This is a genomic window from Serratia bockelmannii, assembly GCF_008011855.1.
Classification (GTDB): Bacteria; Pseudomonadota; Gammaproteobacteria; order Enterobacterales; family Enterobacteriaceae; genus Serratia; species Serratia bockelmannii.
The window spans coordinates 372,670-397,284 of record NZ_VOUX01000001.1; the positions used below are offsets into that span (position 1 = coordinate 372,670).

The 24,615-nt window shown below is 62.4% G+C and carries 26 protein-coding genes and 1 other annotated feature; of the genes, 10 read left to right on the top strand and 16 right to left on the bottom strand.

Annotation, left to right across the window (positions count from 1 at the left end; all coding sequences use genetic code 11):
- The first annotated feature begins 149 nt into the window (after positions 1-149).
- Entirely contained in the window at positions 150-1,556 is a 1,407-nt protein-coding gene (gene gndA / locus FOT55_RS01835) for an NADP-dependent phosphogluconate dehydrogenase (RefSeq protein WP_147823014.1), read from the top strand.
- Between the two features lie 74 nt (positions 1,557-1,630).
- Here gndA and hisIE read toward each other — a convergent pair whose 3' ends face one another.
- The 9 genes from hisIE to hisL form a co-directional block, all read right to left on the bottom strand.
- A complete protein-coding gene (gene hisIE / locus FOT55_RS01840; protein WP_015377251.1) occupies positions 1,631-2,251 on the bottom strand; it encodes a bifunctional phosphoribosyl-AMP cyclohydrolase/phosphoribosyl-ATP diphosphatase HisIE in 621 nt (206 codons plus the stop codon).
- Positions 2,245-3,021: an imidazole glycerol phosphate synthase subunit HisF gene (hisF, locus tag FOT55_RS01845; RefSeq protein ID WP_025302187.1), complete on the bottom strand. Its 777-nt coding sequence runs from the start codon at positions 3,019-3,021 to the stop codon at positions 2,245-2,247. The genes hisIE and hisF overlap by 7 nt, the downstream gene beginning before the upstream one ends.
- A complete protein-coding gene (gene hisA, locus FOT55_RS01850) occupies positions 3,003-3,740 on the bottom strand; it encodes a 1-(5-phosphoribosyl)-5-[(5-phosphoribosylamino)methylideneamino]imidazole-4-carboxamide isomerase (RefSeq protein ID WP_025302188.1) in 738 nt (245 codons plus the stop codon). Before hisA ends, hisF begins: the two co-directional genes overlap by 19 nt.
- Before the next feature lie 5 nt (positions 3,741-3,745).
- Positions 3,746-4,336, bottom strand: a complete 591-nt coding sequence (gene hisH, locus FOT55_RS01855; RefSeq protein ID WP_147823015.1) for an imidazole glycerol phosphate synthase subunit HisH — start codon at positions 4,334-4,336, stop codon at positions 3,746-3,748.
- Positions 4,336-5,403, bottom strand: coding sequence for a bifunctional histidinol-phosphatase/imidazoleglycerol-phosphate dehydratase HisB (gene hisB / locus FOT55_RS01860; protein WP_015377254.1), 1,068 nt, complete (start codon positions 5,401-5,403; stop codon positions 4,336-4,338). Before hisB ends, hisH begins: the two co-directional genes overlap by 1 nt.
- Positions 5,400-6,488 (bottom strand): histidinol-phosphate transaminase, encoded by a 1,089-nt coding sequence (gene hisC, locus FOT55_RS01865; protein ID WP_147823016.1) that lies wholly within the window; start codon positions 6,486-6,488, stop codon positions 5,400-5,402. Before hisC ends, hisB begins: the two co-directional genes overlap by 4 nt.
- On the bottom strand, positions 6,485-7,792 hold the full coding sequence (gene hisD / locus FOT55_RS01870) for a histidinol dehydrogenase (protein ID WP_025302191.1): 1,308 nt from the start codon (positions 7,790-7,792) through the stop codon (positions 6,485-6,487). The genes hisC and hisD overlap by 4 nt, the downstream gene beginning before the upstream one ends.
- A gap of 4 nt (positions 7,793-7,796) precedes the next feature.
- Complete coding sequence (hisG, locus tag FOT55_RS01875; RefSeq protein ID WP_015377256.1) at positions 7,797-8,696, bottom strand: ATP phosphoribosyltransferase; 900 nt, start codon at positions 8,694-8,696, stop codon at positions 7,797-7,799.
- A 73-nt stretch (positions 8,697-8,769) separates the two neighbouring features.
- Positions 8,770-8,896 (bottom strand) — a sequence feature (His leader region).
- A complete protein-coding gene (gene hisL, locus FOT55_RS01880; RefSeq protein WP_100396937.1) occupies positions 8,872-8,919 on the bottom strand; it encodes a his operon leader peptide in 48 nt (15 codons plus the stop codon). Its footprint overlaps the feature before it by 25 nt.
- A 229-nt stretch (positions 8,920-9,148) precedes the next feature.
- Here hisL and FOT55_RS01885 point away from each other — a divergent pair, with 229 nt between their 5' ends.
- Positions 9,149-9,973 carry an SDR family oxidoreductase gene (locus FOT55_RS01885; RefSeq protein WP_043137858.1) on the top strand — a complete coding sequence of 275 codons (825 nt, stop codon included), beginning with the start codon at positions 9,149-9,151 and terminating at the stop codon, positions 9,971-9,973.
- A gap of 15 nt (positions 9,974-9,988) precedes the next feature.
- Here the strand turns inward: FOT55_RS01885 and FOT55_RS01890 are convergent, their stop codons facing one another.
- Positions 9,989-10,873, bottom strand: a complete 885-nt coding sequence (locus FOT55_RS01890) for a LysR family transcriptional regulator (protein WP_043137856.1) — start codon at positions 10,871-10,873, stop codon at positions 9,989-9,991.
- 137 nt (positions 10,874-11,010) lie between these two features.
- Between FOT55_RS01890 and FOT55_RS01895 the strand changes: the two genes are divergently transcribed.
- The gene (locus FOT55_RS01895) at positions 11,011-12,201 is read left to right on the top strand and encodes an MFS transporter (RefSeq protein WP_147823017.1); all 1,191 of its coding nucleotides are present in this window, start codon (positions 11,011-11,013) and stop codon (positions 12,199-12,201) included.
- On the opposite strand, the gene FOT55_RS01900 is transcribed toward FOT55_RS01895, so the two are convergent.
- Positions 12,192-13,097, bottom strand: coding sequence for a LysR family transcriptional regulator (locus tag FOT55_RS01900; protein WP_025302195.1), 906 nt, complete (start codon positions 13,095-13,097; stop codon positions 12,192-12,194). The two genes, FOT55_RS01895 and FOT55_RS01900, sit on opposite strands and share 10 nt — an antisense overlap.
- Before the next feature lie 249 nt (positions 13,098-13,346).
- Here FOT55_RS01900 and speB point away from each other — a divergent pair, with 249 nt between their 5' ends.
- The 4 genes from speB to FOT55_RS01920 all read left to right on the top strand — a co-directional run bounded on the left by speB (position 13,347) and on the right by FOT55_RS01920 (position 17,995).
- A complete protein-coding gene (gene speB / locus FOT55_RS01905) occupies positions 13,347-14,279 on the top strand; it encodes an agmatinase (RefSeq protein ID WP_043137848.1) in 933 nt (310 codons plus the stop codon).
- Between the two features lie 77 nt (positions 14,280-14,356).
- Positions 14,357-15,742: a sodium:solute symporter family protein gene (locus FOT55_RS01910; RefSeq protein ID WP_025302197.1), complete on the top strand. Its 1,386-nt coding sequence runs from the start codon at positions 14,357-14,359 to the stop codon at positions 15,740-15,742.
- A gap of 16 nt (positions 15,743-15,758) precedes the next feature.
- On the top strand, positions 15,759-17,186 hold the full coding sequence (locus tag FOT55_RS01915) for a purine-cytosine permease family protein (protein ID WP_049205896.1): 1,428 nt from the start codon (positions 15,759-15,761) through the stop codon (positions 17,184-17,186).
- On the top strand, positions 17,183-17,995 hold the full coding sequence (locus tag FOT55_RS01920) for a nitrilase-related carbon-nitrogen hydrolase (protein ID WP_049207929.1): 813 nt from the start codon (positions 17,183-17,185) through the stop codon (positions 17,993-17,995). Before FOT55_RS01915 ends, FOT55_RS01920 begins: the two co-directional genes overlap by 4 nt.
- Before the next feature lie 74 nt (positions 17,996-18,069).
- Here FOT55_RS01920 and FOT55_RS01925 read toward each other — a convergent pair whose 3' ends face one another.
- On the bottom strand, positions 18,070-19,053 hold the full coding sequence (locus FOT55_RS01925; protein ID WP_043137840.1) for a magnesium and cobalt transport protein CorA: 984 nt from the start codon (positions 19,051-19,053) through the stop codon (positions 18,070-18,072).
- Between the two features lie 11 nt (positions 19,054-19,064).
- The gene (locus tag FOT55_RS01930) at positions 19,065-19,484 is read right to left on the bottom strand and encodes a GNAT family N-acetyltransferase (protein WP_147823018.1); all 420 of its coding nucleotides are present in this window, start codon (positions 19,482-19,484) and stop codon (positions 19,065-19,067) included.
- Positions 19,485-19,615: 131 nt separating this feature from the next.
- On the opposite strand from FOT55_RS01930, the gene FOT55_RS01935 reads away from it, so the two are divergent.
- The gene (locus FOT55_RS01935; RefSeq protein WP_147823019.1) at positions 19,616-20,716 is read left to right on the top strand and encodes a PQQ-dependent sugar dehydrogenase; all 1,101 of its coding nucleotides are present in this window, start codon (positions 19,616-19,618) and stop codon (positions 20,714-20,716) included.
- Between the two features lie 13 nt (positions 20,717-20,729).
- Here FOT55_RS01935 and FOT55_RS01940 read toward each other — a convergent pair whose 3' ends face one another.
- On the bottom strand, positions 20,730-21,350 hold the full coding sequence (locus FOT55_RS01940; RefSeq protein ID WP_043137833.1) for a glutathione S-transferase family protein: 621 nt from the start codon (positions 21,348-21,350) through the stop codon (positions 20,730-20,732).
- 89 nt (positions 21,351-21,439) lie between these two features.
- On the bottom strand, positions 21,440-22,096 hold the full coding sequence (locus FOT55_RS01945) for an HAD family hydrolase (protein ID WP_025302204.1): 657 nt from the start codon (positions 22,094-22,096) through the stop codon (positions 21,440-21,442).
- 107 nt (positions 22,097-22,203) lie between these two features.
- Between FOT55_RS01945 and FOT55_RS01950 the strand changes: the two genes are divergently transcribed.
- Together FOT55_RS01950 and FOT55_RS01955 are read left to right on the top strand one after the other, a co-directional pair.
- Positions 22,204-22,440 (top strand): hypothetical protein, encoded by a 237-nt coding sequence (locus FOT55_RS01950; protein ID WP_072008235.1) that lies wholly within the window; start codon positions 22,204-22,206, stop codon positions 22,438-22,440.
- A complete protein-coding gene (locus FOT55_RS01955; RefSeq protein ID WP_049208088.1) occupies positions 22,385-23,407 on the top strand; it encodes an isopenicillin N synthase family dioxygenase in 1,023 nt (340 codons plus the stop codon). Before FOT55_RS01950 ends, FOT55_RS01955 begins: the two co-directional genes overlap by 56 nt.
- 59 nt (positions 23,408-23,466) lie before the next feature.
- Here the strand turns inward: FOT55_RS01955 and FOT55_RS01960 are convergent, their stop codons facing one another.
- On the bottom strand, positions 23,467-24,612 hold the full coding sequence (locus FOT55_RS01960) for a trans-sulfuration enzyme family protein (protein ID WP_060432763.1): 1,146 nt from the start codon (positions 24,610-24,612) through the stop codon (positions 23,467-23,469).
- Positions 24,613-24,615: the final 3 nt, after the last annotated feature.

The following is a 24,615-nucleotide window of genomic DNA, read 5'->3' on the forward strand; positions in this document are numbered from 1 at the left end:
GGGGAGGATATGAATATATTGCGACATCATGTGACCTATCGCACCAATCACTACCCACGCGGCTCAATCCTGAGTTAACATGTGTGCCACATCACAAAACCTGCTGGCCGACGTTGCCGGCAGGGTCATCCTCAGACAGGAGTTCCTAAATGTCCAAGCAACAAATCGGCGTTGTCGGCATGGCGGTAATGGGCCGCAACCTCGCGCTGAACATCGAGAGCCGTGGTTACACCGTTTCCATTTTCAACCGTTCTGGCGACAAAACTGACGAAGTGATCGCTGAGAACCCGGGCAAGAATCTGGCGCCGTATTACACCGTTGAAGAGTTTGTTGAATCGCTGGAAAAACCGCGCCGCATCCTGCTGATGGTGAAAGCGGGCGAAGCGACGGATAAAACCATTGCCTCGCTGACTCCACACCTGGACAAGGGCGATATCCTGATCGACGGCGGCAACACCTACTATCAGGACACCATCCGTCGTAACCGTGAACTGTCCGACCAGGGCTTCAACTTCATCGGCACCGGCGTTTCCGGCGGTGAAGAGGGCGCGCTGAAAGGGCCTTCCATCATGCCTGGCGGCCAGAAAGAAGCTTACGAGCTGGTGGCGCCAATCCTGGAGAAAATCGCTGCGGTTGCGGAAGGCGAGCCTTGCGTGACCTACATTGGCGCAGACGGTGCCGGCCATTATGTGAAAATGGTGCACAACGGCATCGAATACGGCGACATGCAGCTGATTGCCGAAGCTTATTCTCTGCTGAAGCAGGCACTGAACCTGAGCAACGAGCAGCTGGCCGACACCTTCGCCGAGTGGAACAAGGGTGAGCTGAACAGCTACCTTATCGACATCACCAAAGACATCTTCACCAAGAAAGACGAAGAGGGTAAATACCTGGTCGATGTGATCCTGGACGAAGCCGCCAACAAAGGCACTGGCAAGTGGACCAGCCAGAGCTCGCTGGATCTGGGCGAACCGCTGTCGCTGATCACCGAATCGGTGTTCGCACGCTACCTGTCCTCGCTGAAAGATCAGCGCGTTGCCGCGTCTAAAGTGCTGACTGGCCCGAAAGTGGCGCCGTTCAGCGGCGACAAAGCCGAATTCATCGAGAAAGTGCGTCGCGCGCTGTATCTGGGTAAGATCGTGTCCTACGCACAGGGCTTCTCACAGCTGAAAGCCGCTTCTAAAGAAAATAACTGGGATCTGCACTACGGCGAAATCGCCAAGATCTTCCGCGCCGGCTGCATCATCCGCGCCCAGTTCCTGCAGAAGATCACCGACGCTTACGCGGCGGATGCCGATATCGCCAACCTGCTGCTGGCGCCATACTTCAAGCAAATCGCTGACGAGTACCAGCAGGCGCTGCGTGACGTGGTAGCTTATGCCGTGCAGAACGGTATCCCTACGCCAACCTTCTCCGCCGCGATCGCCTACTACGACAGCTACCGTTCTGCGGTACTGCCGGCGAACCTGATCCAGGCGCAGCGCGACTACTTCGGTGCGCACACCTACAAACGTATCGACAAGGAAGGCGTGTTCCATACCGAATGGATGGAATAACCTCGCCCGTTGAGCGATAAAAAAAGCCGCCGAGGTTAACGCCCGGCGGCTTTTTTATTGTGCGTGATTTAACGTCACGCTTTTTTCTGATGCCGCTCGCGCAGCCGGCCAATCACCGCGCTCAGATCCAGATCCTGGTCCTGCAGCAGCACCAGCAGGTGATAGATCAGGTCCGAAGCTTCGTTGGTCAGCTCTTCGCGATCGTTGACCGTGGCGGCCAGCGCGGTTTCCACACCTTCTTCCCCGACCTTCTGCGCGATGCGCTTGGTGCCGCTGGCGTACAGGCTGGCGGTGTACGAGCTGTCCGGGCTGGCGTGCTTGCGCTCCGCCAACAGCTGCTCCAGCTGATAGAGGAACGTCCAGTCGCTGGCGGCCGGGTGGAAGCAGCTGCTGTTGCCGAGGTGGCAGGTCGGGCCGATCGGGTTGGCCAATACCAGCAGCGTGTCGTTATCGCAGTCCGGCGTGATGCTGACCACCTTGAGGAAGTGGCCGGAACTTTCGCCTTTGGTCCACAGGCGTTGCTTGGTGCGTGAGAAGAAGGTGACGTTACCGCTCTGCTCGGTGGTCGCCAGCGCTTCCGGCGTCATGTAACCCAGCATCAGCACTTCGCCGGAAACGGCGTGCTGCACGATGGCCGGCATCAGGCCGTCGGTTTTTTCCCAGTCCAGCTGGTTTCTCTGTTGTTCTGTCAGCACACGCGAATCTCCACGCCTTGTTCGACCAGGAACCTTTTCAGTTCGCCGATATTGATGATTTGTTTGTGGAACACCGACGCCGCCAGCGCGCCGTCGACGTCCGCATCGCGGAACGCTTCCAGGAAATGCTCCATGGTGCCCGCGCCGCCGGAGGCGATCAGCGGCACCTTGCAGGCCTCGCGCACCCGGCGCAGCTGCTGCAGATCGTAACCGTTGCGCACGCCGTCCTGGTTCATCATGTTCAGCACGATCTCACCGGCGCCGCGGCGCTGCACTTCCTGTACCCAGTCGAGGGTTTCCCACTGGGTGATGCGGGTGCGGCTCTCGTCACCGGTATATTGGTTGACGTGATACTTGCCGGTTTCACTGTCGAACCAGGTATCGATGCCCACCACGATGCACTGCACGCCGAAGCGTTCCGCCAGGCGGCTAATCAACTCAGGATCGGCCAGCGCCGGCGAGTTGACCGAAATCTTGTCGGCGCCGAAAGACAGGATCTGGCTGGCATCCTCGGCGCTTTTAATGCCGCCGGCGACGCAGAACGGAATATCAATCACCTCCGCCACGCGCGATACCCAGCTTTTGTCCACCACCCGGCCGTCGCTCGAGGCGGTGATATCGTAAAACACCAGCTCGTCCGCACCTTCTTGCGCATAGCGCTGCGCCAGCGGCACGATGTCGCCGATGATTTCGTGGTTGCGGAACTGCACGCCTTTTACCACTTGCCCGTCTTTAACATCCAGGCACGGGATTATCCGTTTTGCCAGCATGCGATCGCCTCCTCAACGCTAAATTTACCTTCCAGCAGGGCGCGCCCTACGATCACGCCGGCAACGCCGCTGCCGCGCAACTGGGCGATGTCGTCCAGATTGCCGATGCCGCCCGAGGCCTGGAAGGCCACCTGCGGATAGCGGCGGCTGATCGCCTGATACAGCGCCACGTTGGAACCGGCCAGCGTACCGTCGCGCGAAATATCGGTGCACAGCACGTGCTTGAGCCCGTAGGGCAGGAACTGCTCCACCACCTGTTCCAGCGTGGCGTCGGAATCTTCCTGCCAGCCGCTGATGGCCACGCGTTTCACGCCCTGCGGGTCGATACGCACGTCCAGCGCCAGCACCAGCGCGTCGGCGCCGTAGCGCTCGAACCAGCTCTGCACCAACTGCGGTTGTTTCACCGCGGTAGAGCCGATCACCACGCGTGTGGCGCCGGCCTCCAGCAGGGCGCTGACGTCTTGCTCGTTGCGGATGCCGCCGCCGACCTGCACCGGCACGTTAACCCCCGCCAACAGCTTGCGCAGCAGCGGGATCTGGCGTGCGGCCGGATCCTTGGCGCCGGTCAAATCGACCAGGTGCAGTACCTGCGCGCCCTGTTGTTGATAGTCCTGCAGACGCAGCAGCGGATCGTTGCCGTAGTCGCGCTGCTGGCCGTAATCGCCCTGATGCAAGCGCACCACGTTGCCGTCGATCAAATCCAAAGCCGGAATAATCATGCTGCCTACATCTCCAGAAAGTTTTTCAACAGTTGCGCGCCGGCCGCTCCAGATCGTTCTGGATGAAACTGCACGCCGAAGAAGTTGTCTTTTTGCACGGCGGCGGTGAAGGGCTCGCCGTAGTTCGCCTGGGCGATGGTGCTGGGGCATATCGGCATCGCATAGCTGTGTACGAAATAGAAGTAGGCGCCGTCATCGATGCCGCGGAACAGATGGTGGCCCGCCTGCGCGGATACCTGGTTCCAACCCATGTGCGGCAGCGGCAGGCCGAAGTCGGTCATCTGCTTTACCGGCGTATCCATGAGGCCGAGCGTCGTCACGCCGCCGTTCTCTTCGCTGTTGGCCGCCAGCAGCTGCATGCCGAGGCAGATGCCCAGCACCGGCTGAGTGCAGGCCCTGATCAGTTCGATCAGATCGCGTTCGCGCAGCTGATCCATCGCCGCCTGCGCGGTGCCGACGCCCGGCAGGAACAGCTTGTCGGCGCGCAGCACGATCTCCGGATCGCGGCTCACTTCCGGCTGATAGCCCAGGCGCCGCACCGCATAGGTGACGGAGGCCAGGTTGGCGCAGCCGGTATCCAAAATCACCACGTTCATCACAGCACTCCTTTCGAGCTCGGCAGGGTATTGCCCTCGACGCGGATCGCCTGGCGCAGCGTGCGGCCAAACACTTTGAACAGGCTTTCGACCCGGTGGTGGTCGTTTTTGCCTTTGGTCTTCAGGTGCAGCGTGCAACCCATGGTGTAGGAGAGCGAACGGAAGAAGTGCTCGACCATTTCGGTGCTGAGATCGCCGACGCGCTGATAGTTGAACTCGGCCTTGTACTCCAGGTGCGGGCGGCCGGAGATATCCAGCGCGCAGCGCGCCAGACACTCGTCCATCGGCAGCACGAAGCCGAAGCGGGCAATGCCGCGCTTGTCGCCCAGCGCCTTGTTCAACGCTTCGCCCAGCGCCAGGCCGGTGTCCTCTACGGTGTGGTGATCGTCGATATACAGGTCGCCTTTGACGTCGATCTCCATGCGGAAGCCGCCGTGGGTGGCGATCTGATCCAGCATGTGGTCGAAGAAGCCGACGCCGGTTTTGATTTTGCTGCCGCCTTCGCGATCCAGCCAGACGTTGACATCGATCTGCGTCTCTTTGGTCACGCGGTTAACCCGCGCGTGACGGTCACGCAGAGTCAGCTGGCGCACGATCTCTTTCCAGCCCAGCACGCCGCGCTGGTAACGCAGCCCCTGGATGCCCATATTTTCCGCCAGCTGCACATCGGTCGGCCGATCGCCGATCACGTAGCTGTGCGCGGTATCGAGCACGCCGGGTTCCAGGTAGCCCTTCACCAGCGCGGTTTTCGGCTTGCGGCAGTCGCAGTTGTCCGCCGGCAGGTGCGGGCAGATCAGCACATCGGCGAACTGAATGCCCTGCGAGCTGAGGATCTGCATCATCAGGTTGTGCGGCGGATCGAAGGTTTCCTGAGGGAAACTGGCGGTGCCGAGCCCATCCTGATTGGTGATCATCACCAGCTGATACCCCGCCTGTTGCAGCGCCAGCAGGGAAGGGATCACGTCTGGCTCGAGCGCCAGCTTGTCCAGGCGGTCAACCTGGAAATCTTCCGGTGGCTCGGCGATCAGCGTGCCGTCACGATCGATAAAGAGGATTTTTTGGCTCACATTGGCTCCTGGCGAGTCGGGTTGGCGCCGGGTAGGGCGGACAAGGCGTCCACCACGCGTTGACATTCGTCGCGGGTGCCTATGGTGATGCGCAGGCAGCCGGACAACCCGGGCTGTTTGTTTTGGTCTCGTAAGATAATGCCCTGATCCCACAAGCTTTTAAACACATTACTTGCGGCGGTGAAGCGGGCCAGCAGGTAATTGCTGTCGCTGGCGAAAACCTGCTCGACGCAGGCGCATTTCTCCAGCTGTTGCTGCAGCCAGCTGCGGGTGGCGGCGATATCGGTGACGCGCTGGCGCATGGTGCGGATACCTTCTTCGCTCAGCGCCTGCGCGGCGATATCCGCCACCGGCGTCGAAAGCGGGTAAGGCGCGATCACCTTCAGCAGCAGGGCAATCAGATCTTCATTGGCGAGCGTAAAGCCGCAGCGCAGGCCGGCCAGCGCAAAGGCCTTCGACAGCGTGCGCAGGATAGCCAGGTGCGGATAGTCGCTCAGCCAGCCGGCCACCGTGGCCTGCGGGCAAAACTCGATATAGGCTTCGTCCACCGCGACGATCGCCTTGCCCTTGGCCAGCTCTAGCAGGCTGCGCAGAGAGTCAGGGTCGATCAGGTTGCCGGTTGGGTTGTTCGGGCTGCAGACGTAGATCAGCTTCACGTTGTCCATGCTGTCTGCGATGGCCGGCAGATCCAGCTGCCAGTCTTCTTTGGCGGCCACGGTGCGGCGCTCCACGCCGAAGGTTTCGGCGCTGACGGCGTACATGCCGTAGGTCGGCGGGCAGAACAGAATGGCGTCTTTGCCCGGCTCGCAAAAGGCGCGGATCAGCAGCTCGATGCCTTCATCGGCGCCGCGGCTGACCAGCACCTGCTCTTTCTTGACCCCGGCGTAGGCGGCGTAGCGTTCGATCACCTGCGCCGGCTGGCACTCCGGATAGCGGTTGAAGGTTTGCGCGGTCAGCTGGAATTCCGGTGCGATCGGGTATTCGTTGGCGTTCAGCCACACGTCGCCCTTACCGCCGAGGCGGCGCGCCGATTGATAAGGGGTCAGCTCGCGAACGTTGGCGCGCGCCAGTTTTTCGATGCTCATGCTTGCTCCTTCAGGGCGGCGACGCGCAGGGTCACGGCGTTCTTGTGGGCGATCAGCTGCTCGGCGGCAGCCAGCGTCTCGATGGTGGCGGCCAGGTTGCTGAAGCCCTGCGGCGTCAGCTCCTGCACCGTCATGCGTTTTTGAAAATCGGCCAGCCCCAGGCTGGAGCAGGTGGCGGTGTAGCCGTAGGTCGGCAGCACGTGGTTGGTGCCGGAGGCGTAATCGCCGGCGGACTCCGGCGACCAGTCGCCGAGGAACACCGAACCGGCGCTGGTGATGCCGTCCACCAGTTCGCGCGCATTACGGGTCTGAATAATCAGGTGCTCCGGGCCGTAACGGTTGCTGATCGCCACGCACTCAGTCAGATCGCGCGCTACGATCAGGCGGCTGCTCGCCAGCGCCTGGCGTGCGGTGTCGGCGCGCGGCAGCTCGGCCAGCTGGCTTTCCACCGCTTCGGCCACCGCCTGCGCCATCGCCGCGTCCGGCGTCAGCAGGATCACCTGCGAATCCGGGCCGTGTTCGGCCTGCGACAGCAGATCGGAAGCGACGAACGCCGGGGTGGCGCCGGCGTCGGCGATCACCAGCACTTCAGAAGGGCCGGCCGGCATGTCGATGGCCGCGCCGTCGAGGCGCTGGCTGACCTGCCGCTTAGCTTCGGTCACGAAGGCGTTGCCCGGCCCGAAGATCTTCGCCACGCGCGGCACGCTTTCGGTGCCGAACGCCAGGGCGGCGATCGCCTGCGCGCCCCCGACCTGAAACACTTCCTGCACGCCGCACAGCTGCGCCGCATACAGGATCTCATCGGCGATCGGCGGCGGCGAGCACAGCACCACCCGGCGGCAACCGGCGATGCGCGCCGGCGTCGCCAGCATCAGTACGGTGGAGAACAGCGGCGCTGACCCGCCGGGAATATACAGGCCCACCGAGTCGATTGGGCGGGTCACCTGCTGGCAGCGCACGCCTGGCTGCGTTTCGACGTCCACCGGCGGCAGTCGCTGCGCGTTGTGGAAGGTTTCCACGTTGGCGACGGCCACCGCCATCGCCTGTTTGATGTCATCACCCAACCGCGCGGCGGCGGCGGCGATCTGCTCGGCGCTGACGCGCAGCGCCGAGACTTCCGCCTTGTCGAAACGGGCGCTGTAGTCGCGCAGCGCCCGATCGCCATTGGCCTTCACGTTGTCGAGGATCTCACTCACCGTGCGGGTGATGCTGTCGGAGGCGGCGATTGCCGGGCGCATCAGCAGCTCAGCCTGGCGTTCGGCGCTGCACGTTGCCCAATCGATCGGCGTGTTGAAGGTCGACATGGCGTTACTCCATCATCTTTTCAATCGGTAGCACCAGAATCGAGCTGGCGCCGAGCGCTTTCAGTTTTTCCATGGTTTCCCAGAACAGGGTTTCGCTGCTCACCATGTGCATCGCCACGCGATTCTGCGCGCCGGCCAGCGGCAGAATGGTCGGGCGTTCGGCGCCCGGCAGCAGCGCGACGATCTCGTCCAGCTTCTCGCTCGGCGCGTGCAGCATGATGTATTTGGATTCGCGCGCCTGGATCACGCCCTGAATGCGGGTCATCAGGCGGTCAATCAGCTGCTGTTTGGCTTCAGGCATTTCGCCGTCGCGTTGGATCAAGCAAGCTTTGGAGCGGTAGATCACTTCCACTTCGCGCAGGCCGTTGGCCTCCAGCGTGGCGCCGGTAGAGACCAGATCGCAGATGGCGTCGGCCAGGCCGGCGCGCGGCGCGACTTCCACCGAGCCGTTCAGCAGGCAAGATTTGAAGCGCACGCCTTGTTTGTCGAGGTATTGCTTCAGCAGGTGCGGATAAGAGGTGGCGATGCGGGCGTCCTGCAGGCTTTGCGGGCCGGCGTATTCGGCGTCGAGTGGGGTGGCCAGCGACAGGCGGCAGCCGCCGAAATCGAGGCGGCGCAGGGTGAAGTAACGCGGGTCTTCACCCTGGGCGCGGCGGCTGAGCAGCTCTTCTTCCAGCACGTTCTCGCCGATGATGCCGAGATCGACCACGCCGTCCATCACCAGGCCCGGGATGTCGTCGTCGCGCACGCGCAGGATATCGATCGGCATGTTTTCGGCGAAGGCGATCAGACGCTGCTGCTGCAGGTTGATCTTGATGCCGCAGCGTGCCAGCAGTTCCTGGGATTCATCGCTCAGGCGGCCCGACTTCTGCATTGCGATCCGTAAACGTGTCTTGTCCAGCATGGTAACCTCTGTTTAATCTGTAATTTTTTGAATTTATTGTAAAAAACTTTCTTTTCTGTCTGTCCGGAGCCAAAAAAAAAAACCCTCGGAAGAAATCTTCCGAGGGCTCTCTCTTGCGTTCTGCGCGCCACTGGAAGATTAACAAACCGTCTTCCAGCACACATCGCCTGAAAGACTAGTCAGGGTGATGGTGATGATGGTGGTTGAACTGAACGCGTGTCATGGTGTTTTTCTCTAATCAAAAGCCGGTAAAAACCGTATGCCAATTAAGCTAAACTATCCGCTGTCCACCGTGCAACCCTTTTTTAACGTCATAAATTTAATTTATTGAAACAGGTTGAGTTATTAGCCACACACGGCTTTACCTAACCTTAAGCCGGGCAGATTGTATCGCCGTGTACAGTGGCGTAGCCTTAGGGGCAGGGCGCTGCGATCTTCAGGAGAGGAAGAGGATGAAAAAGGTAGCCATTATTGGTTTAGGTTGGCTGGGCATGCCGTTGGCGTTATCGCTGATGGGCCGCGGGTATGATGTGGTCGGCAGCAAAACCACGCCGGACGGCGTCGAGGCCGCGCGCATGAGCGGCATTGAATGCTATCAACTGGAGCTGACGCCGGAGCTGGTGTGCGATCCGGACGATCTGGAATCGCTGCTGCGCGTGGATGCGCTGGTGGTGACGCTGCCCGCTCGCCGTACCGTCGAAGGCAGCGAGAACTATTTCAATGCGGTGCGCATGCTGGTGGACAGCGCGATGGCCTTTGGCGTGCCGCGGGTGATCTTTACCAGTTCCACCTCGGTGTACGGCGAAACTGCCGGCACGCTGCGCGAAGAGTCGCCGCTGCGGCCGGTCTCGCCGTCGGGCCGGGTGTTGGCCGAGCTGGAGCGCTGGCTGCATGAATTGCCGAACACCTCGGTGGACATTCTGCGGTTGGCGGGGCTGGTGGGCGCCGATCGTCACCCCGGCCGCTTCCTGGCGGGCAAACTCGACGTGAAGGGCGGGTCGCAGGGGGTGAATTTGGTGCACCAGGACGACGTCATCGCCGCCATCCAACTGCTGCTGAAGCTGCCGAGGGGCGGTCACGTGTACAACCTGTGCGCGCCGCATCATCCGGCCAAACGCGAATTTTATCCTGCGCTGGCCGAACAGCTGCACCTGGCGCCGCCGCAGTTCGCCGACGAAGCGGATCAGGATGAGCGGCTGGTGGACGGCAACCGCATCTGCAACGAGCTGGGTTTTGAGTACCAGTATCCCGATCCGGCGCGTATGCCGGTCAGTTAAGGCGGCATACGTTGTTTAAAGCGGGAAAAGGTGGCTCGTCACAAAGTCGACGAACAGCCTGATTTTGACTGACAGGTGGCGGCCCGACGGCCAGAGGACATGAAAAACCATGTTCTCGCGGTCGTAGTCATCCAAAACCGTCACCAGGCTGCCCTGTTCCAGCTGTCTGCGCACGGCGATCTCCGGCAAATAAGCGATGCCCAGCCCTTGTTCGGCGAAGCATACCTGCGGATCGAGGGTATTTGTCACCATGCTGGCCGGCCGTTCGGGGATCATCTCCGTCTTGTCTCCCAGCGGCCAGACATCCAGTTTGCCGGTGCTGGGAAAGCGATAATGCAAACGGGCATGGCTTGTCAGATCCTCGGGCTTGCGCGGCATACCCACTTTGCTGAAATAACCCGGTGCGCCAACGAAAACCTTGCGGCAGGTACCCAGCCGGCGGGCAACCAGCCGTGAATCGCTCGGGGTTCCGCTGCGGATAACGGCATCGAAACCTTCCTCAATCACGTCAACCAGCCGATCCGAATAATCAATATCCAGCTCGATCTCAGGATAGCGGCGCTTGAAGTCCCCCAGTTTTGGCATGAAAAGCGTGCCCAGCGACGGGAGACTGATGCGCAGCTTGCCCTGAGGTGTTCCCCGCGTTTGCAACAGTTCGGCTTCCGCCTCTTTCACCTCACTCAAAATGCGTCGGCACCTTTCCAGAAACAAGGCCCCTTCCGGTGTCAGGTTGACCGTGCGGGTAGAGCGGTGAAACAGGCGCACGCTGAGCCGTTCCTCCAGCCGGGCGATGGTCTTGCTGACCGCCGAGGCGGAGATCCCCAGCTGTTGCCCGGCCGCCGTGAAACTGCGGCTTTCACTGACCCGCACGAAAACGTCGAGAGAACCCAGACTTTCCATAGGCTTCCATTCTATTGATGAACTTTATGTCATGAGTGTTGTTCACTTTAGCCTGTTTTTCTTTTATCAGCGAGTGGGCAGCATGATGCAAACGTCATCCGCGATGGGCGGAAACATCTTTGAATGGGGAGTGATTGATGAATCAAACGACGATATCTGCGCCTGCCGGGGGCATCGAGCGATTGCCGCTGGGGGGCCTGTTGGCATTGGCAATGGCCGCTTTCATCACGCTGCTGACCGAGATCATGCCGGCGGGCGTGCTGTCTTCGATCGCGGGCGATTTGAACGTATCTGAAAGCCTGGCGGGGCAGTTCATCACCGCCTATGCGGTGGGCGCGTTGGTCGCCGCTATTCCGCTGACCGCATTGACGCAAGGTATGCGGCGCCGCCCCTTGCTGTTGAGCGCGATCGGCGGTTTTGCCATCGTTAACCTCGTCACGGCGCTGTCGAACGATTATCACGTCTCATTGGCGACGCGTTTCTTCGCCGGCGTTTTCGGCGGCATCGTTTGGTCTTTGCTGGCTGGTTATGCGGTGCGCATGTCACCGGCCCACCTTGGCGGCCGCGCTATTGCGATCTCCGGCGCCGGCGCCACTCTGGCGTTGGTGCTTGGCGTACCGCTCGGCACGTTGCTTGGCCGAGCCATCGGCTGGCAGGGCGCCTTTGGTCTGATGACGTTGATGGCGCTGGTGCTCGTGGTGTGGATCATCGCCATCGTGCCGGATTTCCCCGGCCAGGCTAAGGTGCATCGGCCGTCTCTGAGCGGCGTATTCTTGCAACGGGGGATCCGCGCCGTGCTGTTCGTGGTGTTCACCTTTATCGTTGCCCATAACATTCTGTATATCTACCTGGAGCCTTTTCTCAAGCCGTCGGGGTTGTCCGAGCGGGTCGATATCGTTCTGTTTATCTTCGGGCTGGGCGCGATTGCCGGATTGGGCGTCGCCGGGATGCTGGTCGATCGGCGAGTCCAATCTCTTACGGTGATGAGTATCGTCATCTTTGCTCTCGCTGCCGTGCTGCTGGGGAGTGGGGGACGGATGATCCCGATGGTCTATCTCTCCGTCGCATTGTGGGGCGTGGCTTTCGGCGGTTTCGCCACCCTCACGCAGACGGCATTGTCACGCCTTTCCGGCCGCGCGGCCGACGTGGCGCAGTCCATGTATACGACGGGCTGGAATACCGCCGTGGCAGCCGGTGGCGCGGTCGGCGGCATGTTGCTCGACAAGGGCGGGGCGCCCTCTTTCGCCTGGGCCATCATCGGATTACTCGTCCTGTCTTTAACCGGCACGCTGTTTGCCATGAATCGGGCGCTGGCCTCTCAGCGATGAGGTGATGGGCGTGCGGCGCGCGCCAAATCCTCCAGCAGCGCGTTCAGCGCCTCGTCGGGCTGGACGGGGCGGCTGACCAGGCTGAGCGTGGCGCGGTATGAGAGCGCCGTACCGCCCAACTGCCGAAGCAGCCCCTGTTCCACCCAACGCGCCGCGTAGTGGGTGGGCAAATAGCCGAGACAGGTGCCGCTCAGCACCAGATGGGCGACGCTTTCCATATGGTGGGCCACCGCGGCCAGATGCGGCGGCGCGATCGGGCACAGCTGCTGTGCCAGCAGGTAGCCGCGCTTGACCCAGCGCGCGTTTTCAATCTGCTCGCGCCCCGGTTCTTCTACCGCGAACAGCGGGTGATCCCTACTGCAGTAGATCGCCTGCGTCTCCTCCAGCCACGGCTGATAACGCAACGCCTCCAGCTGCTGGCCGAAGTAGCCGATGCCCAGATCGAGCTGCCGGTGCAGCAACCCTTGTTCAATCTCGTTCGGCGAACAGATGCGGCACTGCAATTGCACGTCCTGATGTCGGCGTTGGAAGTGTTGGATGGCCTGACTGAACGGATTGCCCGGCAGCGAAACCAGATTATCCACCAGACCGATCTGCAGATCGCCGGTCAGCAGGCCGTTCAGCGACTGGCTGACCCGGGTGAAGTCGCGGGCGGCGTTGAACAGCGAGCGGCAGGCGATCAGCATGCGTTCGCCCTTGGGCGTCAGCCGGAAGCCGGAGCGGCCGCGTTGACACAGGCGAAAACCCAGCCGGGTTTCCAGCGAGGCCAGGTGGGTGCTGATGGTGGATTGGTTCATCAACAGCGCTTCCTGTGCGGCGCTGACGCCTTGGGCTTCCGCCACCGCGACGAACACCCGCAGCAGTTTCAGATCGATATCGCTTAGGTTGGTGAGCATCGCCCCCTCCGCAGAACGTCGGCCGGTTAACCCATTTTTAACATCGAAGAAATAGGTGCGGCGCTGAAGATATGGTCTTCCTTATGGCATGAATTTGAAATAAAAATCAATACTTCAATAGGTTAGTTGCATCGCGTTTTCCGATGTTTACATGCAAAAGCGGGAATGGTAGCCGAGGCGGCCAACGGGGTAGTCTGCGAATGTTGCTCAAATGTTTCAATTCATCGCAGATCAAGACAAGGATACGCCATGCTGAACCAACCCCAAAGCGGTAACGACATGCCGCGCTTTGCCGGTATTCCCACCATGATGCGCCTGCCCGCCGCCGAACAGGCGCACGGTCTGGACGCCGCCTTTGTCGGCATTCCGCTGGATATCGGCACCTCCAACCGCAGTGGCACCCGCTATGGCCCGCGCCAGATCCGCCAGGAATCGGTGATGATCCGTCCCTACAACATGGGCACCGGTTCCGCCCCGTTCGAACGGCTGCAGGTGGCCGATCTGGGGGATGTCGCCATCAACCCTTACAGCCTGGCGGACAGCGTGCAGCGCATCGAGGCGGCTTATCACGAGATCCTGGCACACGGCTGCATGCCGTTGACGCTCGGCGGCGACCACACCCTGACGCTGCCGGTGCTGCGCGCCGTCGCCCGCCGACATGGCCCGGTCGGACTGATCCACGTCGATGCGCATTCCGATACCAATGAGGAGATGTTCGGCGAACAGCTGGCGCACGGCACCACCTTCCGCCGCGCGTTTGAGGAGGGGCTGCTGGCGCCCGAAAAGGTGGTGCAGATTGGCCTGCGCGGCAGCGGCTATGCGGCGGATGACTTCGATTGGTCACGGCGCCAGGGCTTCCGCGTGGTGCCGGCCGAGGCCTGCTGGCACCGGTCGCTGACGCCGCTGATGGCGGAGATCCGCGAGCAGATGGGCGATGCGCCGGTTTACCTCAGCTTCGATATTGACGGGTTGGATCCGGCCTTTGCGCCGGGTACCGGCACGCCGGAGGTCGGCGGGCTGTCGGTTTGGCAGGGGCTGGAGATCGTACGCGGTTGCCGCGGGCTGAACCTGGTGGGCGGCGATGTGGTGGAAGTGTCGCCGCCTTACGATCGCTCCGGTAACACGGCGCTGCTGGCCGCCAACCTGCTGTTTGAAATGTTGTGCGTGCTGCCGGCCCGCTGAGGCCGGCGTACTGACCCTACCGGCGGAGCGGTTGCGTCGGGCCCCCTGATAACAATAACAACGGAGTGGAGGTACCCATGAATCTCGATCTGCTGGTTGTGGTGATTTACTTTCTGGTGATAGGCGCGGTGGGATGGATGGGCATTCACCGCGCCAATTCCAAAGAGGCATATCTGGTGGCCGGGCGCAACCTGGGGCCGGGGCTGTATCTGGGCACGCTGTCGGCGGTGGTGCTCGGCGGCGCGTCGACCATCGGCAGCGTCAAGCTCGGCTACACCTACGGCATCTCCGGCGTCTGGCTGTGCGGCGCGCTCGGGCTGGGCATCGTGGTGTTGAGCCTGGTGCTGGCCAAGCCGCTGCTCAAACTGAAGCTGTATACCGTCAGCCAGGTGCTGTCGCGGCGTTATCACCCGGCCGCGCGGGTCACCAGCGGCGCGATCATGCTGGCGTATGACCTGATGGTGGCGGTGACCTCGATCATCGCCATCGGCAGCGTGATGCAGGTGATGTTCGGCCTGTCGTTCAGCGCGTCTATCCTGCTTGGCGGCGGGCTGGTGGTGCTGTATTCAACGCTGGGGGGCATGTGGTCGCTGACGCTGACCGACATCATTCAGTTCATCATCATGACCGTCGGCATGATGCTGGTGCTGATGCCGATGAGCATCGTCAAGGCCGGCGGCTGGGAGGCGTTCACCAGCCTGCTGCCCGCCGGTTACTACCAGCTGTCGTCGATCGGGCTGGACACCATTCTGGTGTTCTTCCTGATCTACTTCTTCGGCATTCTGATCGGCCAGGACATCTGGCAGCGGGTGTTCACCGCCCGCAGCGCCAATGTGGCGCGCTTCGCCGGGCTGGGCGCGGGCGTCTATTGCGTGCTGTACGGCGTGACCGGCGCGCTGATCGGCATGGCCGGCAAGATCGTGCTGCCGTCGCTCAGCAACACCGACGGCGCCTTCGCCGCTATCGCGCAGGCGGTGTTGCCGGTCGGCGTCAGCGGGCTGGTGGCCGCCGCGGCGTTGGCGGCGCTGATGTCTACCGCCAGCGCCTGCCTGCTGGCGTCTTCCACCATCGCGCTGGAGGACGTATTGCCGGCCATCCGCCGCAAACCTTCCGGCGGGCTGGCCGCCGGGCGCTTCACCACGCTTTTCATGGGCGTGGTCATGCTGGGGCTGGCGTTTGTGGTGCGCGACGTGCTGGCGGCGCTGACGCTGGCTTACAACCTGTTGGTGGGGGGCATGTTGATCCCGTTGGTGGGGGCGATCTTCTGGCCGCGCGCTACCAGCGCCGGCGCGATTGCCAGCATGCTGACCGGCAGCCTGTGTGTGGTGGGGCTGATGATCTGGCACGGCATCGATGCCAACAGCCCGATCTACGGCGGTCTGCTGGGCGGCGGCGTCGCCTTCGTGTTGGGCAGCCTGTTGAGCCGCCCGGCAGCGCAGCTGCAGCCGCAAACCGAGCGTTGAAACGACGAGGTGGGACATGAACAATCGCAATGTGGCGTCACGCCCAAAAATTGAAGTGCGCTCGATAGACTATGTGCCCCGTCACGAGCGGCATGGCAAGGTTTGGCATCAGGCGCCGTTTTGGTTTACCGGTAATTTCGTTTTGACGACGATGGTGGTCGGTTTCAGCGGCCCGGCGTTGGGGTTGGGCGCGCTTTATTCGATGCTGGCCATTGCCGTCGGCGTGGGGTTCGGCACGTTCTTCATGGCGTGTCATGCCAATCAGGGGCCGCGCATGGGGCTGCCGCAGATGATCCAGTCACGGGCCCAATTCGGCCTGCGTGGCGCCATCGTTCCCTTTGCCGCCGTGGTGTTTGTTTACATCGGTTTCAACGTGTTCAACGTTATTCTCGCGACCGATGCGATCAACACGGTGTTGCCGGGCCACCGTCTGCCTTGGTATGCGTTGCTGATCGCGGTGGCCGTGCTGTTGGCGATCGTCGGCCACGACATGCTCCATGCGGTGCAGCGCTGGCTGACCTATGTGATGATGGCAGTGTTCGGCGTGCTGACGGTCGGCGCCGTGTTGTCGCTGCGGATGGACGCCGTCGTCGGCGCTGGGCATTTTTCGTGGGCGGCCTTTTTGATTCAGCTGTCGGCCGCCGCCGGCTATCAAATCAGCTACGCAGTGTACGTTTCCGACTACTCGCGTTATTTACCGCATGAAACGCCGTCGGCCAACGTGATCTTTTGGACTTACCTGGGGGCGGCCGGATCGGCGCTTTGGCTGATGTCGCTGGGCGCGTTTCTGGCTTCAGCCTTACCGGCCCCCGATGCGATCGGCAGCGTACAGGCGGTGGGTAATGCCGTCTATCCTGGGTTTGGCACGTTGGCCGTGCTGATCGCCGTGCCCTCGCTGGTCGGTATCATGGCGGTCAACTGTTATGGCGCAATGCTGACCAGCCTCAGCGCGATTGACGCGTTCCGTAAAGTGACGCCAACGTTGAAATTACGCATGGCCGGCATTGGCGTCGTCGCTATGACGGTGTTTGCGGTGGCGTTGGCCATCCCGGCGAGCTATCTCGCCAGCTTCAATACCTTCGTACTGCTGATGCTGTATTTTCTGGTGCCCTGGACGGCGGTGAACCTGATGGACTTTTACGTGGTGCGCGGCGGGCATTACGCGATAGGTGAAATCTTCAACCCGTCGGGGATCTACGGCCGCTGGGGCGGCTCCGGTCTGACGGCTTACGCGGTCGGTCTGCTGGCGATGGTGCCGTTCATGACGTTGGGCTTTTACACCGGTCCCTTTGCTGTTTTACTGGGCGGCGCGGATATCGCTTTTCTGATCGGCCTGCTGGTGGCCGGGAGCGTTTATGTCGTAATGTGCCGTAAGCTCGATCTTGAAGCCGAACGGCGGGTGGCGTTGCGCTGCGAGGGGTTATTGGAAGGAGAACCGGAGTGAAGGAAAAAATCAGCGTCGCATGCTGCCAGTTAGCGTTGCGGGTAGGGGAAGCGGAGCACAATCGGGCGCTGTCCGCCCAGGCTATCCGCCGGGCGGCGCAGCACGGCGCCAACGTCATCGTGTTGCCGGAGTTGGTGAACAGCGGCTACGTGCTGCGCGATAAGGCGGAGGCGCTGGCGTTGGCCGAGGCCGAAGACGGGCCTAGCCTCAGCCTGTGGGGGGGACTGGCGCGTGAGCTGGATGTGGCGATCGTCGCCGGTTTCTGCGAGCGCCTGCCCGAGGGTGAGGTGGCCAACAGCGCGGCATTGATCGATGCGCAGGGGGTGAGGGCGATTTATCGCAAGGCCCACCTGTGGCATGAAGAGAGCACGATCTTTACCGCCGGCGATCGGCCACCGCCGGTCGTCGAGACCCGCTTTGGCCGCTTGGCGGTGATGATCTGTTACGATCTCGAATTCCCTGAGTGGGTGCGGCTGCCGGCGTTGGCCGGCGCTCAGCTGCTGTGCGCGCCGGTCAACTGGCCGCTGGCGCCGCGCCCGCAGGGTGAACGGCCGGCGGAGATGGTGAAGGCGCAGGCCAACGCCGCCGTCAATCGGCTGTTCATCGCGGTGTGCGATCGCTGCGAAACGGAGCGCGGCGTTGCGTGGATCGGCGGATCGGTGATCGTCGACGCCGATGGTTATCCGTTGACGCAGAGCCTGGAGGGTGAAGGCATGGTGCTGGCATCGATGGATATCGGCGTAGCCGATGACAAGCACATTGGCCGCCACAATCACGTGCATCGCGATCGGCGGCCGATGCTGTATTAAAGCGGCGGGGCGGTCGGTGGACCAGGCTGCCCCGCAGAGCGTCTTTGCCGGCGGGAAAAGCCGCCGTTTGGGTGCTACAGCCAGCCCGATTTCTTCAGCTTCTGATACAGGAAAATGCAGCCGACGGCGGTCACTCCCAGCGTGGCGTGATAGGCCCACGGGAACTTCAGCTCCGGCATATCGGCGAAGTTCATGCCATACAGGCTGAAGACCACCGTCGGGATGGCCAAAATCGCCCCCCAGCCCGCCAGCCGTTTCACCACTTCGTTCTGTTTGACCGTCACCAGCGCCAGGTTGACGTGCATGGCGTTGGTCAGCATTTCGCGCATGTCGTCGATGTTGCTGACCACCTGATGCGCGTGATCCTGCACGTCGCGCACGTAGGCGCGCAGCTCTTTCGGAATCACCTCTTCGTGCAGGCGGATCAGCTGATTGCAGATTTCATCCATCGGCAGCGCGGCGTTGCGCAGCGCCAACAGGTGGCGACGCAGGGTATAGACGTTCTCGATCGCCGCCTGATCGAACTCCGACTGGAACATGTTGGCTTCGATGTTCTCGATGGTGCTCTCGAAGCGCGTCACCACGCTGCGGTAGTTATCCACCACGAAGTCCAACACCGAATAGAGGGCAAAGCCCGGCCCGTGGCACATTTGCTTGTGGTTCTCTTCCGCCTTGGCGCGGATCGGCGCGTAGCTGGGCGAGGCGCCGTGGCGCACCGTCACCAGAAAGTTTTTGCCGACGAAGAAGTGGGTTTCGCCGTATTCGATTTCGTCGTGTTCGCCCCACTGCGCGGTCTTCACCACGATGAACAGCGAGTCGCCGTAGGTTTCCAGCTTCGGCCGCTGATGCGCGCACAGCGCGTCTTCGATCGCCAGATCGTGCAGGCCAAACTCCTCCTGCACCTTGCGCATAAACGCCGGCTCCGGCTGCCGCAGCCCCAGCCAGACGAAGGTGTCCGGCTGTTTGACCACCTCGCTGATATCGTCGATGGTCACTTCGCCCAGCCGTTGTCCGGCTTTGTACGCCACACAGTTCACCACCATGCTTTTGCTGTCCATCCGTCCATCCATTAATCAGTCAGGGTTTTGGTGAGAAAATAACACTCATGTTCCACCGGATAATCTTTCAGCGTCATTTGCAGCCGGTAGCCGAGTTTTTCGTAGAACGGCCGCGCCTGGAAGCTGAAGGTGTCCAGGCGAGCGTAGCGGCAGCCGCGTGCCTGCGCCTCGCGTTCGGCGGCGCGCATCAACCGGCCGCCGAGGCCGCTGCTGCGCTGGGAGTCCGCCACCCACAGCCACTCGACGCTCAGCCAGTTGCCCCAGGTTTCGGCGGTCAGGCCGCCGATCACCGTACCGGCTTCGTCGCGCGCATAGACGCTGAGCGGCTTGCGGTGGCTGGCGTCGATATGCGGCAGGTTGTAAGCGCGCAGCCCTTGCCTGATCGCATCGAGGGTTTGTTCGTCAATCGCGTCGGTAACGGTAATGTCCATTTTTCCTCCTGGGTGATGCGTTAACTTAAGCACACTACGGCCAAAAGGCAACCTATTGAAATGTAATGCAAACGACCACATCCGCTGAGTAGACTACACTAAACGGGTCATTTTCACCCCAGGAGGACACCATGCCCCGATTGACTCTGCTGGCCAGTTTGCTGCTGTGCAGCGGCCTGCTGCACGCCGCGCCGACGGTCAGCCAACTGCAGGACGGCCTGGAACACCCCTGGTCGCTGGCCTTCTTGCCGGCGGATCAAGGCCTGCTTATCACTGAACGGCCCGGTCGGCTGCGGCTATGGCAGCCGGGCAAAGGCCTGTCGGCACCGATCGCCGGCGTGCCGCAGGTCTACGCCGAGGGGCAGGGCGGCCTGCTGGAGGTGTTGCCGGCCCCCGACTTCGCCGCCAGCCGCCGGGTATACCTCAGCTTCGCCGAACCGGGCGAGGGCGGCAAAGCCGGCACGGCGGTCGGCTATGGCCGCCTGAGCGACGATGGCGCGCGGCTGGAGAACTTTAAGGTGATCTTCCGTCAGCAGCCCAAGCTGTCGGTCGGCAATCACTTCGGCGGCAAGCTGGCGTTCGACAGGCAAGGCTACCTGTTTATCGCGCTGGGTGAAAACAACCAGCGGCCGACGGCGCAGGAAACCGGCAAACTGCAGGGCAAGCTGGTGCGGCTGACCGCCGAGGGCGCGATACCACCAGATAATCCCTGGGTCGGCCAGGCAGGTAAACGCCCGGAGGTCTGGTCTTACGGCCACCGCAATCCGCAAGGGCTGGCATTGAACCCGTGGAGCGGCGCGATCTGGGAACATGAGCACGGCCCGCGCGGCGGCGATGAGCTCAACATCCCGCTGCCGGGTAAAAACTACGGCTGGCCGCTGGCCACCTACGGCATCAACTATTCCGGCCAGCCGATCCCGGAGGCGAAAGGAGAGCGGGTGCCCGGCACCGAACAACCGCAGCACTATTGGCGAGTCTCGCCCGGCCTCAGCGGCATGGCGTTCTATGACGGGCAGCGCTTCCCTGCCTGGCGTCACTCGCTGTTCATCGGCGCGTTGGCGCAAAAGGAACTGATTCGCCTGACGCTGGAGGGTGACAAAGTGGTGGCGGAAGAGCGGCTGCTGGGCGATCGCGGCGAACGCATTCGCGAGGTGCGCAGCGGGCCGGATGGCTACCTGTATCTGTTGACGGACGAACGGGACGGCAAGCTGCTGAAGGTCGGGGCGTCGTAACGCCCCGCACGCATCAGGTGAGCTCGCTCATCACGCCGCGCTGATAGGCCGGGCGAGCGCGCAGTTGCTGATACCAGCGCTCCATGTTCGGCCGTGGGCGGCGGGCGATCGGCATCTCGAACCAGCCGTAGGCGAAGCTGCCGAGCGGGATATCGCCGAAGCCGAACGCGTCGCCGGAGAGGTAAGGCTGGTGCGCCAACGTCTGTTCAATGATATCGAAGTGTTTTTCCAGCGTGGCGGTCGCCGCTTCTATTTTCGCCATGTCGCGCAGCTCCGGCGCGGTGCGGATCAGGCCCCAAAAGACGATGGTGAAGGCCGGAACGATGGTTGAGGTGGTCCAGTCCATCCATTTCTCGGCGGCGGCGCGCGCCTGCAGATCTTGCGGATAGAACGTCGCGTCGCCGAATTTCGCCGCCAGGTAGCGCACGATGGTGTTGGACTCCCACAGCACGAAGTCATCGTCCTGCAGCAGCGGCACCAGGCCGTTCGGGTTCAGCGCGCGGTAACTCTCTTCGTTGACCTTGCCGAACGCGCCGCCGGCGTTGATGTGGGTATAGCTCAGCCCCAGTTCGGCGGCGCACCACAGCACCTTCCTGACGTTGTTCGAATTCTCACGACCCCAAATGGTCAGCATGGGATAACTCCGTTAGCGGATTAAAGACCCTTAATACCTACGCCACAATGCGCTTTTTGTCACACCGCAGGGCATTTTTTGTCTGCCGATCAACGCTCCCAGCGGCACACTTCCCAGCCGTGCTCCGCCGCTAGCGCGCTCAACTCGCTGTCGGGGTTGATCACCGTGGCGCTGTCGACGAATTGCAGCATCGCCTTGTCGTTGAGGGAGTCACTGTAGCCGTGGCTGTGCTCGAACTTCAGGTGCGGATGCTGCGCAAGCCAGTGCTGCAGGCGGATCACCTTGCCCTGTTGGTAGGTCATGGTGCCGTAGGTGTGGCCGGTGAAGCGACCGTCGCTGATTTCCACGCCGATCGCCAGCGCATCGTCGGCGCCGAGCTGTTCGGCGATCGGCGCCACCAGGTGCTCGCCGGTGGCGGAGATCACCAGGATGCAGTCGCCGCGTTCGCGGTGCCACTGCAGGCGCTCACGGGCGGCGGGATAGACGCGCGGCAGGATATCGCGGCGAATGTAGCGTTGCACCCAGCCGGCCACGGTTTGCACGCTCAGGCCGGTCAGCGGCGCCAGCGTGGCCTGCATGTAGTCCTCCATCGACAGCTTGCCCTGATAATAGAGCTGCATCAGCTGCTGCTCCTGCAGTTCCAGCTCCGCCGGCGCGAAGCCCTGGCCGACCAGCCAGCGGATCCACAGGCTGGCGCTGTCATCGTCAATCAGGGTTTCATCCAGGTCGAATAAGGCTAAATCCATCAGTATTTCTCCGGCAGGCAGGGTATGAGGTCGTTTACAGGATAGCGGATAGCGCCCATCGCCAGCCAGCGGCGTCGGCGAAATTGCGCAGAGCATAAGAAACATTGATGACGGTTTTGCGACAGTTTGTTGAACGTTTGCATAACTTAGAACGCAACAATATTGGCCGCTCCGGCGAGCGCGGTGATAACTATGGGGCAAATGCAGCTACCCGCTGGGGAGTGACAATGTTGATTATTCGTCTGTATGGCAGCCCGATCGTGATCGGGGAAGAAGAGGAACCGCATGATGACGCATCTGACGACGCTGAAGACGCTGCCGCTGCTGGATCTTTCGCAGCTTGACGGTGATGCGCGCCAGCGGCGCGCCTTTCTCGACGATTTGCGCGCGGCGGCCCGCGATGTCGGTTTTTTCTATCTGCGTGGGCACGGCGTAGACGGTGCGTTGAATGCGCGACTGCAGCACGCCGCGCGGCAATTTTTCGCCCTGCCGGAAGCCGACAAGCTGGCGGTGCAGATGGTGCATTCGCCGCACTTTCGCGGTTACAACCGGGCGGCGGCGGAGCTCACGCGCGGGCAGCCTGACTGGCGCGAGCAGTTCGATATCGGCGCCGAACGCCCGGCGCTGACGTTGTCTGACGACACGCCACGCTGGGCGCGCCTGCAGGGGCCAAACCAGTGGCCGGCAGCGCTACCGACGTTGAAACCGCTGCTGCTGCAGTGGCAACAGGCGATGACCGCCATGTCGCTGCGGCTGCTGCGCGCTTTCGCTTTGGCGCTGTCGCTGCCGGAGCAGGCGTTCGATCGCTTGTACGGCGAGAAGCCCAACGAGCACATCAAACTGATCCGCTATCCGGGGCGGGAGGCTACCGGCAGCGCACAGGGCGTTGGCGCACACAAGGACTCCGGGTTTCTCAGCTTCCTGCTGCAGGACGCGCAAAAAGGGCTGCAGGTGGAGGTGAGCGAAGGGCGGTGGATAGACGCGCAGCCGCATGAAGACACTTTCGTGGTGAACATCGGCGAGCTGCTGGAGCTGGCGACCAACGGCTATCTGCGCGCCACGGTGCACCGGGTGGAGACGCCGCCGGCGGGGCGCGACAGGTTGTCGATCGCGTTCTTCCTCGGCGCACGGCTGGACGCGGTGGTGCCGCTGTATCAACTGCCGCCGCCGCTGGCGGCGCAGGCTCGGGGCCCGGCTAGCGATCCGCTCAACCCGCTGCTGCGCGACGTGGGGTATAACTACCTGAAAGGCCGCATCCGTTCCCACCCCGATGTGGCACAGCGCTTTTATCGGGACGTCATCGGCGTCTGAACATCAGGCACAAAAAAGCCCGGCGCGCCGGCCGGGCTGATGGCGATTGATTCAGGCGATTATTCCGCCAGCGCCTGCTGCAGATCGGCGATCAGATCTTCCACATCCTCAATCCCCACCGACAGGCGCACCAGCTGCGGTGTGATGCCGGTTGCCAGGCGCTGTTCCAGCGGAATGGAGGCGTGCGTCATGCTGAACGGTTGGCTGATCAGGCTTTCCACGCCGCCCAGGCTTTCCGCCAGGGTGAACAGGTGCGAGCGCTGGATGACCCGGCGCGCATAGGCGTCGTCGCCTTTCAGCCGTACCGAGATCATGCCGCCGAAGCGCGTCATCTGGCGTGCCGCCAGCTCATGCTGCGGATGGCTCGGCAGGCCGGGATAGTAGACGTTTTCCACCTGCGGCTGGCTCTCCAGCCACTGGGCGATGCGCAGCGCGCTGTCGCTGTGGCGCTGCATGCGCAGGGCCAGGGTGCGAATGCCGCGCAGCGTCAGGAAGCTGCTGAACGGATCGAGAATGCCGCCGACCGCGTTTTGCAGGAAACCGAGCTGCTCCGCCAGCGCCGGGTTATCCCCCACCGCAGCGACGCCGGCCACCACGTCGGAGTGACCATTGAGGTATTTGGTGGCGGAGTGCACCACCACGTCAAAGCCCAGATCCAGCGGACGCTGCAGATACGGCGAAGCGAAGGTATTGTCCGCCACGCTGATAAGCTGATGCTTTTTGGCGATCGCGGCGATGGCGCTCAGATCCGCCAGTTTCAGCAATGGGTTGGTCGGGGTTTCCACCCAGATCATTTTGGTATCCGGCTCGATCGCCTGTTCCAGCCCGGCGAGATCCGCCGGTGACACGTAGGTGACGCGCAGGCCGGCGGTGCGGCTGCGCACCTTTTCCAGCAGGCGATAGGTGCCGCCGTACAGGTCGTCTACCGCGATCAGGTGGCTGTCTTTATCGAGCAGCTCCAGCACCGTGGAGCAGGCCGCCAGACCGGAGGCGAAGGCGTAGCCGCGGCTGCCACCTTCCAGTTCGGCGATGGCGCTTTCCAGCGCGGTGCGCGTCGGGTTGGCGCTGCGGGAGTATTCGTAGCCGGTATGCTCGCCCGGTGCCGGTTGGGCGTAGGTGGAGGTGGCGTAAATCGCCGGCATCACTGCGCCGGTCGCGTCCGGGGTGTAACCGGCGTGAACGGTCAACGTATCAAACTTGGCCATAAT

Excerpts from the sequence above, each read along its gene's own strand:
- FOT55_RS01945 (WP_025302204.1), bottom strand. The coding sequence starts at position 22,096 with ATGGATTTAGCCTTATTCGACCTGGATGAAACCCTGATTGACGATGAC.
- FOT55_RS01885 (WP_043137858.1), top strand. The coding sequence starts at position 9,149 with ATGAAAAAGGTAGCCATTATTGGTTTAGGTTGGCTGGGCATGCCGTTG.
- FOT55_RS01910 (WP_025302197.1), top strand. The coding sequence starts at position 14,357 with ATGAATCTCGATCTGCTGGTTGTGGTGATTTACTTTCTGGTGATAGGC.
- FOT55_RS01925 (WP_043137840.1), bottom strand. The coding sequence starts at position 19,053 with ATGGACAGCAAAAGCATGGTGGTGAACTGTGTGGCGTACAAAGCCGGA.
- FOT55_RS01955 (WP_049208088.1), top strand. The coding sequence starts at position 22,385 with ATGACGCATCTGACGACGCTGAAGACGCTGCCGCTGCTGGATCTTTCG.
- FOT55_RS01950 (WP_072008235.1), top strand. The coding sequence starts at position 22,204 with ATGACGGTTTTGCGACAGTTTGTTGAACGTTTGCATAACTTAGAACGC.
- hisD (WP_025302191.1), bottom strand. The coding sequence starts at position 7,792 with ATGTCGACCTTCAACACGCCGATCGATTGGGCAACGTGCAGCGCCGAA.
- FOT55_RS01930 (WP_147823018.1), bottom strand. The coding sequence starts at position 19,484 with ATGGACATTACCGTTACCGACGCGATTGACGAACAAACCCTCGATGCG.
- hisH (WP_147823015.1), bottom strand. The coding sequence starts at position 4,336 with ATGAACGTGGTGATTTTGGATACCGGCTGCGCCAACCTGGCCTCCGTC.
- hisA (WP_025302188.1), bottom strand. The coding sequence starts at position 3,740 with ATGATTATTCCGGCTTTGGATTTGATCGACGGCAACGTGGTGCGCTTG.
- FOT55_RS01960 (WP_060432763.1), bottom strand. The coding sequence starts at position 24,612 with ATGGCCAAGTTTGATACGTTGACCGTTCACGCCGGTTACACCCCGGAC.
- speB (WP_043137848.1), top strand. The coding sequence starts at position 13,347 with ATGCTGAACCAACCCCAAAGCGGTAACGACATGCCGCGCTTTGCCGGT.
- FOT55_RS01940 (WP_043137833.1), bottom strand. The coding sequence starts at position 21,350 with ATGCTGACCATTTGGGGTCGTGAGAATTCGAACAACGTCAGGAAGGTG.
- hisG (WP_015377256.1), bottom strand. The coding sequence starts at position 8,696 with ATGCTGGACAAGACACGTTTACGGATCGCAATGCAGAAGTCGGGCCGC.
- FOT55_RS01900 (WP_025302195.1), bottom strand. The coding sequence starts at position 13,097 with ATGCTCACCAACCTAAGCGATATCGATCTGAAACTGCTGCGGGTGTTC.
- hisC (WP_147823016.1), bottom strand. The coding sequence starts at position 6,488 with ATGAGCATCGAAAAACTGGCGCGCGCCAACGTTCGCGAGCTGACCCCT.
- FOT55_RS01890 (WP_043137856.1), bottom strand. The coding sequence starts at position 10,873 with ATGGAAAGTCTGGGTTCTCTCGACGTTTTCGTGCGGGTCAGTGAAAGC.
- hisF (WP_025302187.1), bottom strand. The coding sequence starts at position 3,021 with ATGCTGGCAAAACGGATAATCCCGTGCCTGGATGTTAAAGACGGGCAA.
- FOT55_RS01935 (WP_147823019.1), top strand. The coding sequence starts at position 19,616 with ATGCCCCGATTGACTCTGCTGGCCAGTTTGCTGCTGTGCAGCGGCCTG.
- FOT55_RS01895 (WP_147823017.1), top strand. The coding sequence starts at position 11,011 with ATGAATCAAACGACGATATCTGCGCCTGCCGGGGGCATCGAGCGATTG.
- gndA (WP_147823014.1), top strand. The coding sequence starts at position 150 with ATGTCCAAGCAACAAATCGGCGTTGTCGGCATGGCGGTAATGGGCCGC.
- FOT55_RS01915 (WP_049205896.1), top strand. The coding sequence starts at position 15,759 with ATGAACAATCGCAATGTGGCGTCACGCCCAAAAATTGAAGTGCGCTCG.